We start from the raw sequence: 17,635 nt of genomic DNA, 5'->3' as shown, positions 1-17,635 counted from the left end.
TGATATGGAAAAAGGGTTAAAATTTGAAATAAATTGTTTATTTGTTTAAGAATGAGTAACTTTCTATTTACTCATGGTGATAGAAAAGCAGGTTGTCAAAGTGCCTATTAGCCTTGATAGCGTAGCTAGTTAGTTAGATATTTGGCGTTACTATCACTTTATAGGATTTAATAGTTTGTTCTATTTTACTACCCCAGTTCAAACATTATCAAATAATGAATCGATAAATTTGTTGAACACTACTCTCAGCATTTTCTTTCTTTACAACATATGTTGCCGTTTTTTATTTCCATTGCGAAAAAGGCTGATACTATTTTTAATAGCTGATTGTCACTTTCTAACTGTTTCACTTGTTTTTCTAGATCTTGAATACGTATATACTCTGGCGTTAAAGCACAAGGTTTTTGGGGGGAGTACCACGTTGTTCTTTTCTGTAATGAGTAACCAACGTTGAATTGATGATAATCCGACATCTATTGCAGCAGCTGCATCTTTATACTTGTAACCATGAACAAAAACTAAATCTGCTCATTCAGGTTTAAATTCGGTTGATACTATTTTCTTTGGCATGTTGACCTCGTTTTTGAAAATAATAACACCACTAACGACGTCTCTACCTTACAATAGGAATTTATTTGTTTACCTTAAATATCTCGAAGAAATATAATATCCTTATGTGAACTCCGAAGCATGGAATGGTGGCTTAGTTTTGAATACATGGTTTAATACTAAGCTCAGCTTAGAATATATAAGTGATAAAAGATGACAAGTGAACGCCAAGGTGCAATTGCTGCAATGGTTTGTGCTTTGAGCTTTATTATTGGCCTAGCAGTGGTTCTCCTGATTGTCCCTGACTTTAATCAAAATGCTGAACAGCGTTTAATTGTCTTTATGAAGCACAAGTTACTCATGCAATTGTGGTATTTTGTGGTGTACGTCGTTTTTGGTTTTTCTTTACTCGTTTTGAGTCGCTCGTTGTTAGCATTACGAACAACTGAACATAATTTATTAGAGCAAATGTCTTCGCTAGTAAGCTACTTATGGGCTTGTTACATTTTGGCATGTGGCTTTATTGCTATATTTTCTATTGAGTTTCTATTCACAAATAATAGTAACGGTACTTACAATATTTCAGAGGCGTGGCGGCAAATTTATAATATTCAGATGGGGCTTGGTGAGGGCGTTGAGTGGGTTGGTGCCATTTGGGTTATTTTCATAAATAGTTGTTTGCACTATCAACATAGATTTCCAAAACAATTGATAATTATGGGCTTTATTATTGCGGTTATTGGTTTGTTAACATTTTACCCTCCATTAGCAGAAGTAGGTGCACTGTTTGGTCTACTTCAAATATTTTGGTTTTTAGCGATAAGTATTTTACTACTGCGTAAGAATACTCAAAACATCTAAACTTATTAATCTACTCGGTTGTTTGCTATGGGCGGTGTGAGTATAACCTTATATGAGTCAATGGTTTGCTCTATATTAATCCCCCAGTTCATTTCTTCAGCAATGCGTGTTACTAAGTATTGGCCATGGCCTAGCCCTTGATAATAGGGGCGGGCTTTATCTTTAGTAATACTGTTTACAAAAACGATGGTATTATTTTGAGAGTAAATGACCATGCTGCCACCTGCGCCGTGATAAAAGCCGTTGTTAACTAAGTTTTGGCAAAGTAGACTTATTAAGTAAGGGTTGCCAATAACTTCTAATTTTGAGCTGAGATCAATATTTACATCAAAAATGAGCTTAGGGAAACAGTTATAGATAGATAATATGGTCTTCTCTATGATAGGTAGAATAAGGCACGGTTCAAATGTTAAATTCTCTTGTCTGGCAAGTGCTAGCAGCACTTCAACCGTTTGTTCCAACTCCTGTGATGCTTGTTGCAATATTTCCGCCTGAGAGTGGTCAACGGGGTTATGTTTATTCAGAGTCAAAGTGTTCTTGATCAGTGTAATAGGTGTTCTTAATTCATGGCTTACATCGCGTGTGAAATTTTGCTCCCGCTTAAGTGCTTGCTCTAGTTCATTAAATGCTTTTTCAAATGATCTTGATAAAGTACCAATTTCGTCACTTCTGTTACAACCATAAAGCTCAACGCGAGTAGATTGTTTTTTTTCAATAACACCTTCGGTAAGCCTTTGTATAGGCAAAGATAAAAGCTTTGCCAAATACCAAGAGCTAAGAAAAGTGAGTAAAATAACACCTGCGACGATACTGTATAAAAACAACATCATATAATCAGCAACATTAGTCACGCTATCAAGTGTGTTTGTGTTGATGACTAGCCAAATTGGCACCAAAGGTGATAGTTCTTGTCTTAAAATTAAATATGGTTCAATATTTAGTAGCGCACCGTTATAGGTTATAAGTGATGTATCCGGGTCCGGCAATATAGCCTGTAATTCCTCTTCATTCTGGTAAACCTTAATGATCGAACTATCAATTGTTTTTATTTCACCGCTAGTGGCATATGCTTGCTCGATTTTGACTGCTTCTGAGACCAGAATTTGATGAAAAGTATTTTCTTTCGTTTGCTCAACAAGTAGCATCGAAAGCTGAATAAAGAATAAACAAACAACGGTTGAAAGGACCGAAAATGCAATCAAAAGGCGACTGTTTAGCTTTCTTAATTTAATCATCTAAATCCTTTAACTGATATCCAATGTTGCTGATAGTACACAAAACTTCCCCCATACCGACTTTTTCAAAGGACTTTCTTAGAGTGTATATGTGAGACTTAAGTGCATTGCTTTCCGGTGGTTCATCCCCCCATACTTGTTCAATAATGTCTGAGCGACTGACGGGATAAGGATAATCGTTAACAAGCTTTTTCAATATGATAAAACCAACTTTTGTCAGTTTGATTGTTTGGCCATGCCAGGTTGCTTGGTGAGCTCTGCTATCTATTGATAAATGGCCACGATTGATGATGTGCTCTTCATGAAGTTGAGTGCGGCGAGATAAAGCATCACATCGCAATACTAGCTCCCTTAAATCAAAAGGTTTGGTTAGGTAGTCATCAGCACCTAAGCTAAACCCTTTGTGTTTGTCTTCAAAAGAATCTCTTGCTGTCAGCATTAAGATAGGAGGGTTTATATTAGCCTCTTGTTTTATCGCTTTACAAACACTTAGGCCATCAATATCGGGTAGATTTAAATCTAATATTATGACGTCGAATTTTAACCTTACAGCGAGATCTATTCCCAGTTTGCCTGTGGATGCATAATCAACTGTCCATCCATGACCTTCAAGGAAGCTTAAAATTTGCTTAGCAATAGCTTGATTATCTTCAATTAACAAAGCGGTCATTTTGTTATTCATGGATCATCCTTTCTTGTTAAGACTGAGGGCAATATAACCACAATGAGGTGATTTAACGGTGAAGAAATAAAAGTATTTACCATAAAATATTTCCTTTTAAAATGAAAACAACTGCACTTCACCTCAATTTTACCTCAACCCATTTATTCTTTCGCCATTAAAACAAGTTGCACAAATCATTATTTATATTTAGCGAGGGTTCAAGATGAAAAAAATCATTATTTTATTAGCCGTTGTGTTAGCGAGTGGCTGTACCAGCACGGCGGTACTGCAACAAGAAAAAAGTTCTCAGTATGGCGAGGTTACTTTCTATCGTACAAACCAGCTGCAAGGCAGTGTGTCAGATACCTATATAGGTTGGAATGGAAAGTACTATTACACGTTATCTAGCGGCGAACAAATGACAACTAAAGTACCTGCTGGCTTTGTTGATTTTAATGTCAAAGCTATAGTCGATTTAGCCAACGAACTTTCGTTAGAAATTAAACCCAATCAACGTTACTGCATCAGTGTGGAGCTAAATCCAGAGAATATCATTTTAGTTAATTGGTTTGTGCCTGGATACCAGTTAAAAAGCATCCCATGTCCAACTGAAAACCTTGGCTAAGTTTTATCTGTTATTAATCGATTTGAAATAGGAGCAATAATGAAGGTATTAAAGGGGATAATGGTTGGAACAATCACACTAATGCTTACTGCATGTGATGGCTCTTCAGGTTCCATGAAAGTTCCAATAAAAACTGATACACCACTGAATAAGTATCAAGGGATTTGGCTAGCACCTGCCTATGGTAAAGGCTTGGAAATTAAAGAAACTCAATTGACTTTGTTTGACTATACCAGTGACTTTTGTTTTGTTGACGAAGTGCTAAATGGGTTAGAAGAAGCAGATTTAATAGAAGCATTATCGTTACAGAACAATACTGAAATCGAACAAATGCTTGGTTACGGTGCTCGTGAAATTTACGCTCCAGGGATATTATTTAGTAAAGAGTTATCAATGCCAATAGCATGTGAACAAGGGTTTATGCCACAAGTGGGGAATGAAGAATATAGTGTAAATTATGAGCGAGACTTAACTTATTTCTATCAAACATTTAAAGAGCTATCTATTTCAATAGAACTTCAACAACTAGATTGGGAAAATATGTATATTTCAGCTCAACAACTATTAGCGGCAGATCCTACAGAGTTCACCCTAATTCGAGCCTTAGTTGATATGATCGAACCATTAAAGGATGGCCATACAGGAATTGGAGAGGAACTAGAGGTCAGTTTTCCAAACAAGCCCTATTTTACCACTATATTTTTTAATGAATTCCTTGAGCTTAATGGAATTGATCAAATAGAAAATTCAACTCAAGAGCAAGCTGCAATTGCTTATATTGTCGAACAAAATGACTTGATGAACGATATTATCGTTGATTACGCCGAAAATGAATCAGACATAACCATAGGTGCTAATGAAAATTTAATGTGGTTTCAAGTTGATGGAATAGGTTATTTGCAAATAGCTGGCATGCAAGGTTTCGCAGGTTCTGATGATGACGAGCAAGAGTTATCAATATTAGAGGCTTCACTTGAACAAGCATTAAATGATTTACAATATACCAAAGGGTTAATTATTGATGTTCGCCGTAACAATGGTGGTCATGACTTTATTTCATTAGCTATCGCCAGTCGGTTTACTGATCAGCAAGTATTTGCTTATCAAAAGCAGGCTCGCCATGGTAGTGCAAGAACACCGATAAGAGAAGTTCACATTTCACCCCGAGGCAATTTTCAATACCTAAACCCTGTCGTGTTATTAACGAGTGCCAGCACTCTGAGCGCTGCTGAAGTATTTACAATGACGATGGCAAATCTACCACATGTCAATATCATGGGCGAAAGAACACAAGGTGAGTTTTCTGATGTCTTAGAAAAAACGCTACCATCAGGCCTTAAGTTTGGTCTTTCTAATGAATATTATCTAACAACACATGGCGAGTGGTTAGAAGGAAAAGGCGTTCCCGTAGATATTGAACATCCAGCTTTCGTTCGATCAGAGCGAAGTGCGCTAGAAGACCTAGCTTTAGAAGCGGCGTTCGAACTCCTCTCAAATCAGTAATTGAGTCTACCTAAAAAGACAAATAGCAGTGTATTGGCTGTTATTTGTCGTTTCATTTCTTCATAGAGCGAGTTAGCTCACAAAAGCTATGGGATTTCACCTTTGTTTGACCTGTGCCTTGTGATACTTACCCCTAAATGTTAGCGAGTGGTAGTTAATCAAGCTGTAACTTCTCGTTTACGTGCTTTTTCATAAATAGATATAAAGGATTTTAACATGACGACTAATAACTTCTTAAAACTTAAATTGCTGTTGCCGATGCTCAGCGTAGCAATACTTTCAGCTTGTGGTGGTTCGGGGTCAAGCTCAAATGCTAGCACTAATCCGCAACCAACTCCTATAGTACAAGAGTTTGACTATCAAAAGCTTATAGGTAAAGCGATCAACAGTGATGTACCGGGTATTATTCTAGCAATTGATGGGCCTGAAACTACGTTTTTAGGTGCGGCTGGATTAGCGAATATAAATACACTAGAAACTATGCAAACTTACCATGCAATGCCAGCTGGAAGCGCGGGTAAAAAAGCGACCGCGCTTTTAACTGCGCTCTTACATCAAGATAACCTATTAGATATTGATAATACCATTGATACTTGGTTACCTGACTCTCTGCTTTCTCAAATTGAATACAGTGAACAAATGACGTTGCGTCAACTGCTAAACCATACATCAGGTTTGTACGATTACCTTGATGATCGCACTTCAGATGAGTGGTTTGATACTGGTTTTTCTGATGTTGAAACCCTTAAAACGGATGCTTATGCATTACAGTTTGCGTTAAATCGGCCAGCTTACTTTAAACCTGGTGAAGGTTTTAACTATTCGAATACAGGTTACTTATTGGCTGGTTTAATTTTAGATGAAGTACTTGGTGAACATCATCATATAGCAATGCGTAATCGTATCATTGAGCCACTAGGGCTTAACGACACTTTCTATCTTGGTCATGAGAAAAGTTTAGGTGACATCATTTCTGGCTATGTAAATGATGACGGTGAAATTATTAATACTAAACCCTTTTATGAAAACGTGGGGGTAGCAGATGCGCCACTTGCAACGACAGTAACAGACTTGTCTACACTTTTAAGAGCAATCATGACTGACGATACTATTGTCAATGACGACATCCGAGAATTATTGCTAGGAGAAGAAAGCATTAACTTAGTGGATGCAACGAGTCAGTTTTATGTTGGTTTAGGTATGTTTAAAAACATATCTGGCGATTTCACCTTATACCACCATGGTGGTGAAGAAGCAGGATATAAAACATCAAATATTTATATTCAAGAAATAGACACGACAGTGACAACCTTCTTTAATTGCAATGGAAATGCTGAATGCATGGAGCAAACCGATGAGTTGGTTCAAACCGTATTAAGTTCTCTACTTGAGGAATAAATATATCGATAAAAATTAGAATTTAGATTGGTAAATAGAATAGTGTTGGCAATTGGTGCCAAATAAATATGCCAAGGAAGGCCTTATGTTTTTGATACAGATATTCGTGACGAAAAAATGAAAATGAACAAAGGAATTACAAGTTGTGTGCTTTGTGCCCTATGTATTATGCAAGATGCTTCTGCGGCAGGTAACCTATGAACACTTTTATTGCTTTTGTTTTTGGTCTCCTCTTTACGCTCTCTCTTCAAGCAAGTGATTGGAGGGCCGTTCATGATGAAATACAAACGCTTTTTAATGAAACAATGTCAAATATAAACGTACACAGTGCATCATGGGCAGTCTATTCTCCCTCAAAAAATATTGATTATAGCTTTGCTGCAGGAAAATTCAAAAGCGGTGATAAGGTCACTAAAGCTAGCCCATATTATCTCGCAAGTATTGGTAAAACATTTACCGCAACGGCTATCGCCATGCTTTACGAACAAGGCCGTTTAAACCTAACCGATAAAATAAGTAAATATTTACCTAATAGAATTATCGGTGGAATACACCTGTTTCAAGGAAAAGATTATTCTCATGAAATAACCATTGCACAGCTTTTGCAGCATACATCAGGACTTCCCGACTATTTTGAAGGAAAAACTACTGATGGTAGCGCAAATGCGATGACCTTATTGCATTCAAATACAGAAAAACTTTGGACGCCACAAGAGATATTGAATATAGCAAAGCAGAATATGAAGCCACATTTTATACCTGGGACAGGTTATCAATATAGTGATACCGGCTATATTTTATTAGGTATGGTAATAGAACGCGTGAGCGGTATGCATTTGCATGATTTTTTCAAGCAACATATTTTTATGCCCCTTAACATGAATCACACTTACATGCATTTGCGTGCTAAGCCTATTTTACCAACAAGTAGAATGGCTGAAATTTATGTTGATAATCTGGAAATATCGACCTTTAAAAGCTTAAGTTTAGATTGGGCCGGTGGCGGGTTGGTGTCTAACGCTCAAGATATCAATAGGTTTCAATTAGCGCTTTATGGATCAAATTTCCTAAGTCAAAGCACTTTAAAAAAGATGCAAAAATGGATACCAGAAAGCAAAGGCATTTATTATGGTTTTGGCTTACGAAAAGTTCATATAAGAGAGCGGCTTCCTTCAGGGCCAGACTTATCAATGATTGGACACACAGGGAGCACATCTTCGTTCATGTTTTATTGTCCTCGTTTAGATGTTTATCTGTCTGGCACATTAAACCAAGCCAGCCAAGTTAAGCAGTCAATTGTGGCACCGATCAAAATACTAACTTACATACAAAGGTTCGTCGAAAATGAAAAGTAAATTCATTATTGTTCTAGTGTTTATATCAAGTATTGCTTGCGCACAGAGCACGAAAAAGGAGCAATGGCTGTCAGATTTGGCTCTTTATCATCAAGCATTAGAAAGTAATCATATTGATTTATATCACCAAATCGATAAAGCAAGCTTCGAAAGCACCCTTAATACTATTAGTAAATCAATTGACCATCTGTCGGATTGGGAAATTGCTGTAAAGCTTATGCGCTTGACGCGTAAAATTGGTGATGGACATACTGCTGTTTCTATAACAAATTGGGAAACACATGCATTTCCAATGTCGGTTAAAAAGATCAGCAATCAATGGCGCGTCGTGAAAGTATCAGTAGATAAAAAGGAACTATTGGGTGCAAGATTAGAAAGTATCGATGGAACAAACATTGAAGAGGTAGAGAGAAAGCTTTCGAACGTAGTTCAATATGTTGAAAACTCCCACTCTGAAGTGGTTCGCATAGGAAATTATCTTCCTATTAGTGAGCTACTTTATACCTTAAAAATTACTCAGTCTGCTCAAAAAGCGGTATTTGGGTTGGTAACAGCCGACAATAAAAAGCTTAATTTAACAGTGAAAGCTTTACCTAAAAGCGAATTAGCACAGCAGCAATATGAACACTTAAGTATTCAAAGTTCAGCGGTTGGGAAACCTAAAAATGCTGACTTTGATTATCTGTGGTATACAAACATTGAAGGTACCAAAGCAACTTACATTCGTTTTGACAACTACCCTAGTTTCGAAGAAGTGGTGGGTTTTGTCGAAAAATTGATTGAGTTTACAACGCACAATCAAAGTCAGCAATTAGTCATTGATTTGCGAAACAATGGCGGGGGAGATCTCTATATTGGATTAGTGTTAGCAAATGCCTTAAATCTTGTTGATAGCGTTGATTGGAAAAATGGCGTGTATGTACTTACAAGTGGCGTTACTTTCTCTGCGGGAGCCAGTAACGCGGCACTGTTCCGTCAGTTACTTAATGCGCAAGTGGTAGGTACGCCAACGGGTTCAAATCCAACTGGCTATCAAGACATGGGCGAATTTGTTTTGCCAAATTCAAAGCTGCGTATTACTTATTCAAAACGTTTGTTCCGAATTCAAGAAATGATAACTGAAGGAGTTCAGCCAGACAGGCTGATAAAACATGATTGGGAAAGTTACTCACAAGGCGAAGATAATGTGCTAAATGAAGTGATCGAAAGTCTTGGTCATCTGCAAAAACCATAGTAATTAGCATATGAATAATGCTACGAAATACAGTATCAAATATTTTAACTCAATTATTGAGTACTACTACCCACATGAAGAATTTATAAATATGGTTAGAAAATTAGTTTTTATCTCTCTTTTATCAATTATGGTTGGTGCACATGCCGATGAAAAGACATTTGTTAAACCTATGCAGTTTTCTTTTGGTAGTACATTAGAGGACGTTAGGAGGGATATAGATAAAGAATGTTTATCCATTGAGGTTCAAAATATAACCCCCATAACTGCCCCGTTAGCTAAAACGTCACAAACTCAAATCAATTGCTCTGGCTTTATGTATGGCGGACAGGCAAGGAATGTAGAACTCGTCTTTCAAGACGATCAGTTAGATATTGTTTGGATTTTATTTCCAAAAGAAGAAAAGCAAGCATTTATATCGAGTTTTAAAACCTTGTACGGTGAGCCAACGATGGAGATCGATTATGGTGCTATTTTCCTTCAAGCAAATGCAGCGATTCGAAATGAACCCTCTGAAGTATTATTTGCATCAAACCGTCAAGTTAAGGTGATGATGAGTATACTAAAACAACAATTAGCAAAACCTGAAAAGTAGTCTTGTTATTATCCTAAAGAAGCGCTATTTGTCTATTAGAAGTATGATTTTGTATTATTACTAAACGGTTAGCGCCTATCAGGGATTATGCGAAAAATACGTTGTCTACATATAGGAATATTGATTAGGGCATTTATTCAATTAAGTGACTCAGTTACTGAAAGGCTTTATCGATTTCTACAAAACAACAATTTGAACACTGGTTTTGGTTGTTCAGTTTTTGTTCAGTAAAGTATGTCTTGTGATTTAACGAAAAAGCGTATAGAAAAATGCATAATTTATCGAAGGGAAAAGCGAACTTATTTTTGTTCGCTTTCATTTGCCTAGAAAGTGTATCGTAAAAATAAACTGAGTGCATCAGAGTCTGAGTATTTAACGTACTCAGTACCTATAGATAGTTTATCAAAGGCATAGTTTGCACCAAGGTGATAGGCTTTTTGATTTGGTGCATCTTTTGTGTTCTGAAGTTCTAATCCTGCGTAAAGGCTGATATCTCTAGCTACCGAGTAATGAACAAAACCACTAGCACCGTAATAGTCAACGTCAAAACCAGTGCGGCCGTTGTTATTGCTTAATTCAGCTTCAATGTTGCCGTAGTTCGCACGTACATCGAAATGCATTAATTCAGAAAACGGTATGATGTAACCTAAACTTGCGCTCCAGCGGTCTTCTTCGAACTTAATACCATCCTCTGTATCGTTAAGATCTCGGTAGCGGAGTTCACCAAACACGTTTTGCAAACGCTTGCTAGCACGTACTTCAAAACCGTTTAACCCAAATTGGTCAATATCTGAGTATTCAGATTTGACAATTCCATGCGCTTGCAAAAAATTATAATCTTGTGAAGCGTTAGCAGAAAGTCCCCCTAAAATTAACGCAATAATTGAGAGGTTTGACACTATAGATTTCATAATCTTCCTTTAAAATAGCTTTATTAAGTAAAGTGAAAGCAAAGATATCAAGCCAGAAGTGAACCAAGGGTGAACTATCTTAATCAATATAAAAATACTGCGTAACTTTTGCTTTGCACTGATCAGCAAAGGGGGACTTGAACGAGCCTGACAAACAACGCAATATTTTACCTTTATTTGACCGTTAGACTGATACAGTTGCACACCTTCAACATTTATTGGTAATTCGTTTATCAATTTGTATCAAATGGATTTTCTATGAAAAAAATACTCATTACTTTGGCTTTGTTACCGTCGCTATCTTTTGCTGGCGAGTATGAAACTACGATAGGCTTAGGTCACCAATACGGTGGCATTATTGGTGCTCAGCTGGGTTACAAAACAACATCAACAAAATACTATGCGGCAATTGGTGTTGCAGGTTTTGCATTGGGTACCCAAACTACATTTGGTGATGAAAAAAATAAGCATGCATACGGCTTTGTTGTTGGTAAAGAAAGCATTCAGGCCGAATATGGTTTTTTATTTGTGACGTATGATTACCACGTTAACGGATTAGAAAATAATGGTTTTGTCATGGGGACTGGTGTTGGTTTTACTCGATCGGATGAATATCATTGGTTCGCCGATAGAGGAGAAATTGAAACTACACCATTTATTACGTTAAATATTGGATATAAATTTTAATCAATTTTATAAAGTGTAATAATTGAAAACTGATACAAACGTTATCTTACCAGTGAACTCACTTATTCTTAAACCCTGATGGTTACATCAGGGTTTTCTAATTAGGTAAATTGATTACACGTTAAATGCGTCGATAAAGTATAAACGTTAGTTATCACTTACTTTGCCTAGCAGTACAATACTGAAATTGGTATTCAATTTTATTTTATTATCTTTTACCGTGACTAACGTATCAGAATAGTAATCTTTAAGCACCGTACCATTTTTAAAGGCTTGGTAAGTTGATAACGTTTTATGCCCTTTGTTTAAATCAATGCCAACAAGAACATTGTCTGATTTTGCTTTAGCGATATATTTACGACTAAATATATAGGGTTTTTCGTTGTGCTGTTTATGTACACCCGCCCCTACTGAAAGATGGTTATGCCTAAAAGTACCAAGTTTTTGCCAATGCTTTAAAAGGTTTTGAGTTTCATTTTTTGTAAGATCTTGCCAGTTCATAAATGAACGCCATGTTGCATCACCAATAGTGCCTTTTACCTGTAAATTTCTGGCCAGCTCATCACCATAATAAATTTGTGCGGCACCTGGCGCTAACATGAGTTTTAAAGCAGTTTTAAATGGTGTGGTTCTCTCTTTATCATAAGGTTCAGGGTCATCATGCGAGACGACATAATTTAAAATACCAACGTTTTTAAACGCGCCTTGATTAAGTTCTGCTGAATAAATACTAAAAAGTGTTTCCATTGGTAAATTTGCATGGGTTGCAAAGCCCATATTAATTAAACTATCAAAGCCATAATCATAAAAATCAACCTGCTTATCGCCATAGTCGTATTTTCGAGTACCAGATGGTGTATTTTTAAAACCATTAACGCCTAAGTGCATGATTTCACCAATCATAAAAAAGTCTTTGTCATCATCTAATGCTGTTTGATTTTGTGATTTCCATTGATTGTATGCAAGTGATGCTTCGGCTTTTAACACACGCCAAATATCAGCTTCAACGTGTTTGGCAGTATCAACACGAAATCCATCGATACCATAGTCTCTTACCCAATCAGTTAACCATTTAATAATGTAATATTTGGGTGCGCGAGGTAGCTGTGTTCTATCGAAAAAGGCATCAAGTTCTGCAATTTCTTGCTGTTTTCTTCCTTCAAGTTGCCATTTTTCAAGTAAAAACGACGGTAACTTAACTAGCTTTTCTGAGTCAGTACGTATATCGGGTATACTTGTAGCAACGGCACAATGAACATTATTCTTATAATTATGCCACTGACAAACAGGTTCAGTGCGTATCCAATCAGATGGCCAAGCAGAGTCTACATTTGTCATTGGCCCTGTATGATTGATGATCACATCGGCTAAAACACGAATACCATGTGCATGTGCAGTATCAATCATGGTTTTCATCTCAGCTTCTGTGCCAAAGTTAGGATCTACCTTAGTCCAATCTCTAGGCCAGTAACCATGAAAAGGGTAGCTTCGTCCCCAGTCCTCATCCCAATAGCCATGTACTTGCTCTATTAGCGGTGTCATCCAAAGTACATTGACACCAAGCGCTGCAAAGTAGCCATCTTCTATTTTTTGAGTGATACCTTTAATATCCCCGCCCATAAAATTTCGTAGAAGCGCACCATCTTTTTTTCTATTAAATGCCTGATCATTTGATTTATCGCCATTCGAAAACCTATCAGTCATCATGAAATATATTACAGCGTTGTTCCAAAATGGGTCGATAGCGTTATTGGTTGTTGTCGATGTTTTTGCATGGCTAGAACTGGTGAATAGTAACGATAAAATTACGAGTACTATGCACTTGAACTTTACTGTATATGGTTTCATTTTTTTCCTTATTATTGAGAGACATCCTCAAACAAAGCTAATTCAATAAAAGAACAATGATGCTTATGGCGCTAGAGTGCACTTTATTGAGCATGGTTAAATTTTTTTATTATTTTTTGAACACGTCCAAAGAGTATTACGCTATCGATATGAGAAGTACACTAACTGCATACGTATTCAAGTTTGATGAATGTGTTTCGGTTTTTTTAGTGTTTTTATAATCTTCATTTATTTGTTAAGTATTGATGGCTGAGGTTGCTAGGTGTAATTAGCAGCGTTTCACAGTATGAGAGAAAAACATTACTTTATTGCAAGAATGGTAATTGTATAAGTATAAAAAAATGAGGAAAGATTACACATTATAAATATCATTTAACAATGAAATGAATATGTTGAACTGTCTCAATAAGTTGAAAATAAAGTGTTTAATCAAAATTCCTCTGTGTCAGGATAGCGCCATTTTTGGGTTATCGCTAACTTGTCTTTGATCCAAGAAGATATAGAGAAGCCTTTTCCTCTATCACTGAAAAAAATTTAGTTAGATGCCATTTTTTCATTTATAAGGTTTTAAATTTTGAGATAATTTAAAAACAGCAAGAAAAGGTGAGACAGGTGCTAGAGTGATTAAATACCATAGCTTCTTTATAGGAGACTTGAGTATATGACTTGGTCACAACGAATGAATTTAGCAATTGAATATATCGAGAGTAACTTAGATAGTGCTTTTAGTATTGGGGATGTAGCAAAGGAAGCCTGTTGTTCTAAATACCACTTCCATCGTATGTTCTTTGCTCATTTTAAGATTACCTGTGCTGAGTATATCAGAAGACGAAAACTGACCTTAGCTGCTGTTGAGTTGTTGAATACTAACGAAAGTATTGTTGATATCGCATTAAAATATGGGTACGAATCTCCTAATGCTTTCACTCGAGCATTTCGAAATATACACGGAATAAACCCGAGTAAAGCTCGCTTAGGAGGCACTTCACTTTCTTCATATAAACGAGTCTTCTTTCCTAAGGACAATAAAGTAGGTGAAAATATGAACTATAAAATAATTGAGGTTCCAGAATTCAATATAATAGGTAAAAGCAAAAGTTTTGAGTTCGAAAGTTTTGTTAAGGATGGGCCTAAATTCTGGAAGGAATATGTTGGTTCAGAAGACTATAAAAAACTATATCAGCTAAATAACGGTAGGCCATGCCCTATCACAAATTCATCATTGCTTTCTGCATATTTTCCAAAAGAAAATGGAAGACGGGATGAGTTTACGGATGTTTTAGGCATTGAAGCAACAAGTGAGGATAGCTTCAATGGGTTTGATGCTTATACAGTACCTTGTTCAACTTATGCGGAGTTTAATTGTACATATAAGACTTCAATGAAAACAAACCGATATATCTATGGTGAATGGTTTCCCTCGACTGGCTATGAAAGGGATGGGAACAAGCCTGACATAGTGGCGTATTTTCCTATCCCATTTAGGCCAATGAATGAGATGCGAATTCGTTGGTGGATACCCGTTATTCGCAAGCAATAAAGCAAAGTTTCAAGATCTCTTTTTCGCTCATATCTGACTGACATTATTAGTTAAAACCATAGAAGATTAATGTCAGATCAGACTTCCTTGGTAAACACATTATTAGGTTAAATCTAGGGTCTATTGAAAAGCCAATAGTATCAATGTGAGATATCTTTAACCATATTTGTTAAATTTGATGCTCGAGAAATAATTTCTCGCATTACATCGCTCACTTCTGACACTTGAGTCAAACTTTTTTTCGTTGTTCCTTCCACTTGATGCATAATGTCGGTGGCTTCTTTGGTTAATTGTTCGTTTAGTTTCACAACCTCATTGATTTCATTGGTTGATTGACTAGTACGAGCTGCCAAACTTCTTACTTCATCAGCAACAACCGCAAAGCCTCGGCCTTGTTCTCCTGCTCTAGCTGCTTCAATGGCTGCATTTAACGCGAGTAAATTGGTTTGCTCTGCAATTGCACTAATCGTTGAAACAATCGCTGTAATGTTTTTTGATTGTTCGTTTAGATGGCCAATAGATTCCATTGAATTTTGCACTTGAGCAGAGATCAACTCTGATGTTTCAATCGACTTTTCAAGTTTTACATTTGCATCATTGGCACTCTGCTCGGTTTGTTCAGATGTCACTTTTGCTGCTTCTGCCACTTGAGACACTTGTAATGATTTTTCGACCCTGTTTGTGATATCTGATGCAAACTTGATCACTTTAGTCACCTTGCCATTTTCGTCAAAAATAGGATTATAAGTCGCTTCTATCCAAACTGTATGTCCGTATTTATCTAAACGACTAAAGCGTCCTGATTTATGCTCACCGTTTGCTAATTGTTGCCAGAAATTAGGGTTGTCATGTAAAAATTGGTCATCACAAAACATTTTGTGATGACCACCTTTAATTTCTGTTAAGTTGTAGCCTAATGTTTGGAGAAAGTTACGGTTCGCATGAATGATTTCACCCTGTGGAGTAAATTCAATCATTGCTAGCGATTTATCTAATGCCTCAGAAATAGCAGACTGTGCGACAAGGGCTTTTTTATCACCGGTTATATCATTTGCTATTTTTATGATCCGAGTAACAGCACCATTTTCTTTTACTGGGAAGTAGGTAGCATCAAGCCAGAGTATGTCACCATTTTTAGTGACTCTTTCGAAATGACCGAACTTAGGTTCTCCTTTTTTTAACTGAGTCCAAAATTGTTGATAGTCGGAAGAACTTACATAGTTAGGTTGACAAAACATTTGATGATGTTGGCCAATGACTTCTTGTTTGTTGTATCCGATAACATCTAAGAAAATGTTATTTGCATCTAACACTATACCGTCAGGAGTGAATTCAATATTAGCGACAGAATCATTAATTGCAGAAATAACAGATTTAGCTTTAGCTAGTTCTTGCTTTAGCTGTTCAATTTCTTTGTTTTTTTTATTAAACATATACATCTTGTGGTTAATGCCTGTAAAGAGTTTTAACGGCAACGCGCTATTTTTCAGCGTGTTAGGGAAGTACGTTCGGGCTATATATAGCCAATAATTTTAGTATTACAGTTGAGGTTTAACAACTTAAATGGTTAAGCTACTAATAGGTTCAATATAGCTAAAGTGGATTTAACAAAGTAGATTTTACAAAATAACTCTTTAAAAAATCGATTAATAGCCGTAACTTTTTTGACTCCGCCGCACCCGGCGGAAAAACACCATAAACGTTAATATCTTTCATTACGTAATCATCAAGCACTGAGATCAAACTGCCTTGTTTTATTTTTGGGTTCGCATCATAAATAGGTATTCTGCCTAAACCATGTCCTCCTTCGACAAAGGCGGTTCGAGCAGCAGCGTTATTTGTTTGAATGCTTCCTTTCATTTCTATACTGAACGAGCGTGTACCTTTTGTGAGCTCAAGTGTACCTGAGGTTAATTTGTAGATTACCCATTGATGCTGGTTTAAATCTGTTGGATGTTGTGGTTTTGGATGTTTTTTAAAATACTCAGGGGAACCACATAAGCAAGTTTTAAGGGTAGATAGCTTAGTGGCTTGTAGCCCTGAATCTGACAGTGGAGCGCCGCGAATCGCTAAATCAATGCCTTCTTTGATGATATTAACGACTTCATCAGTCAGCATAATATCAAGCTCAATATTAGGGTAACGGTGTCTAAATTCATTGAGGGCTGGCACAATAGTTTGCAGCCCTACATTTACTGGGCAAGTGATCTTTAGTAAGCCAGTTGGGTTATTTTTTAGGTTTTCAATTTGTTGATTGGCCGCTGAGGCTTGCTCTGCGATAATGCTACAATGTTGATAATAGTCTCTTCCTGCCTCGGTTAACGATAATGTACGAGTAGAACGGTTTATTAGCTTAATACCTAATTGCGCTTCAAGTTTTTTTATATGATAACTCACTACCGCTCTTGATAAACCAATACGTTTTGCAGCACCGCTTAATGTGCCTTGCTCAACTACTTGAGCGAAGACCACCATACTTTTTAATTTTTCAAACGATAAGTCCATTAGTTATTTCAATCGCGGTAAAAGGAAAAGTGATTGTATCATTAATTGATACAAAGAAGCTTATTTACTCTGCATTGTTAGATTTTTATTGGTTATGTAAACTGTATTTCATCAACGCGTTATTT

Annotated in this window: 15 protein-coding genes; 9 read left to right on the top strand and 6 right to left on the bottom strand. The window is 36.6% G+C overall.

Features of this window, described 5'->3' with window-relative positions; translation table 11 throughout:
- Positions 1 to 762 precede the first annotated feature (762 nt).
- Positions 763 to 1,410 carry a hypothetical protein gene (locus QUE72_RS16450; RefSeq protein WP_074496457.1) on the top strand — a complete coding sequence of 216 codons (648 nt, stop codon included), beginning with the start codon at positions 763 to 765 and terminating at the stop codon, positions 1,408 to 1,410.
- Positions 1,411 to 1,415: 5 nt separating this feature from the next.
- Here QUE72_RS16450 and QUE72_RS16445 read toward each other — a convergent pair whose 3' ends face one another.
- Together QUE72_RS16445 and QUE72_RS16440 are read right to left on the bottom strand one after the other, a co-directional pair.
- Positions 1,416 to 2,645, bottom strand: coding sequence for an ATP-binding protein (locus QUE72_RS16445; protein ID WP_286270201.1), 1,230 nt, complete (start codon positions 2,643 to 2,645; stop codon positions 1,416 to 1,418).
- Positions 2,638 to 3,327, bottom strand: coding sequence for a response regulator transcription factor (locus tag QUE72_RS16440; RefSeq protein WP_074496459.1), 690 nt, complete (start codon positions 3,325 to 3,327; stop codon positions 2,638 to 2,640). The genes QUE72_RS16445 and QUE72_RS16440 overlap by 8 nt, the downstream gene beginning before the upstream one ends.
- Positions 3,328 to 3,532: 205 nt before the next feature.
- Here QUE72_RS16440 and QUE72_RS16435 point away from each other — a divergent pair, with 205 nt between their 5' ends.
- From QUE72_RS16435 to QUE72_RS16410, 6 genes are all read left to right on the top strand, one after another.
- Positions 3,533 to 3,934, top strand: coding sequence for a hypothetical protein (locus tag QUE72_RS16435; RefSeq protein WP_074496460.1), 402 nt, complete (start codon positions 3,533 to 3,535; stop codon positions 3,932 to 3,934).
- A 39-nt stretch (positions 3,935 to 3,973) separates the two neighbouring features.
- Positions 3,974 to 5,437: a S41 family peptidase gene (locus QUE72_RS16430; RefSeq protein WP_083601891.1), complete on the top strand. Its 1,464-nt coding sequence runs from the start codon at positions 3,974 to 3,976 to the stop codon at positions 5,435 to 5,437.
- A gap of 216 nt (positions 5,438 to 5,653) precedes the next feature.
- Positions 5,654 to 6,835, top strand: a complete 1,182-nt coding sequence (locus tag QUE72_RS16425) for a serine hydrolase domain-containing protein (protein ID WP_286270196.1) — start codon at positions 5,654 to 5,656, stop codon at positions 6,833 to 6,835.
- Between the two features lie 197 nt (positions 6,836 to 7,032).
- Entirely contained in the window at positions 7,033 to 8,190 is a 1,158-nt protein-coding gene (locus QUE72_RS16420; RefSeq protein WP_286270194.1) for a serine hydrolase domain-containing protein, read from the top strand.
- Positions 8,180 to 9,424, top strand: coding sequence for a S41 family peptidase (locus tag QUE72_RS16415; RefSeq protein WP_074496465.1), 1,245 nt, complete (start codon positions 8,180 to 8,182; stop codon positions 9,422 to 9,424). Before QUE72_RS16420 ends, QUE72_RS16415 begins: the two co-directional genes overlap by 11 nt.
- 10 nt (positions 9,425 to 9,434) lie before the next feature.
- Positions 9,435 to 10,019, top strand: a complete 585-nt coding sequence (locus QUE72_RS16410; RefSeq protein WP_074496466.1) for a hypothetical protein — start codon at positions 9,435 to 9,437, stop codon at positions 10,017 to 10,019.
- A gap of 323 nt (positions 10,020 to 10,342) precedes the next feature.
- Here the strand turns inward: QUE72_RS16410 and QUE72_RS16405 are convergent, their stop codons facing one another.
- On the bottom strand, positions 10,343 to 10,930 hold the full coding sequence (locus QUE72_RS16405) for a hypothetical protein (protein WP_074496467.1): 588 nt from the start codon (positions 10,928 to 10,930) through the stop codon (positions 10,343 to 10,345).
- Between the two features lie 258 nt (positions 10,931 to 11,188).
- Between QUE72_RS16405 and QUE72_RS16400 the strand changes: the two genes are divergently transcribed.
- Positions 11,189 to 11,617 (top strand): hypothetical protein, encoded by a 429-nt coding sequence (locus QUE72_RS16400; RefSeq protein ID WP_286270190.1) that lies wholly within the window; start codon positions 11,189 to 11,191, stop codon positions 11,615 to 11,617.
- Positions 11,618 to 11,764: 147 nt separating this feature from the next.
- Here QUE72_RS16400 and QUE72_RS16395 read toward each other — a convergent pair whose 3' ends face one another.
- Positions 11,765 to 13,465 carry an alpha-amylase family glycosyl hydrolase gene (locus tag QUE72_RS16395; RefSeq protein WP_286270188.1) on the bottom strand — a complete coding sequence of 567 codons (1,701 nt, stop codon included), beginning with the start codon at positions 13,463 to 13,465 and terminating at the stop codon, positions 11,765 to 11,767.
- Between the two features lie 661 nt (positions 13,466 to 14,126).
- Here QUE72_RS16395 and QUE72_RS16390 point away from each other — a divergent pair.
- Positions 14,127 to 15,005, top strand: coding sequence for an AraC family transcriptional regulator (locus QUE72_RS16390; RefSeq protein ID WP_286270186.1), 879 nt, complete (start codon positions 14,127 to 14,129; stop codon positions 15,003 to 15,005).
- A gap of 140 nt (positions 15,006 to 15,145) precedes the next feature.
- On the opposite strand, the gene QUE72_RS16385 is transcribed toward QUE72_RS16390, so the two are convergent.
- Positions 15,146 to 16,438, bottom strand: a complete 1,293-nt coding sequence (locus QUE72_RS16385; protein ID WP_286270184.1) for a methyl-accepting chemotaxis protein — start codon at positions 16,436 to 16,438, stop codon at positions 15,146 to 15,148.
- Positions 16,439 to 16,598: 160 nt separating this feature from the next.
- The gene (locus QUE72_RS16380) at positions 16,599 to 17,510 is read right to left on the bottom strand and encodes a LysR family transcriptional regulator (RefSeq protein WP_286270182.1); all 912 of its coding nucleotides are present in this window, start codon (positions 17,508 to 17,510) and stop codon (positions 16,599 to 16,601) included.
- Positions 17,511 to 17,635: the final 125 nt, after the last annotated feature.

The organism is Thalassotalea hakodatensis (assembly GCF_030295995.1).
Lineage (GTDB): Bacteria > Pseudomonadota > Gammaproteobacteria > Enterobacterales > Alteromonadaceae > Thalassotalea_C > Thalassotalea_C hakodatensis.
This window is presented reverse-complemented; position numbering and strand designations above follow the sequence as displayed.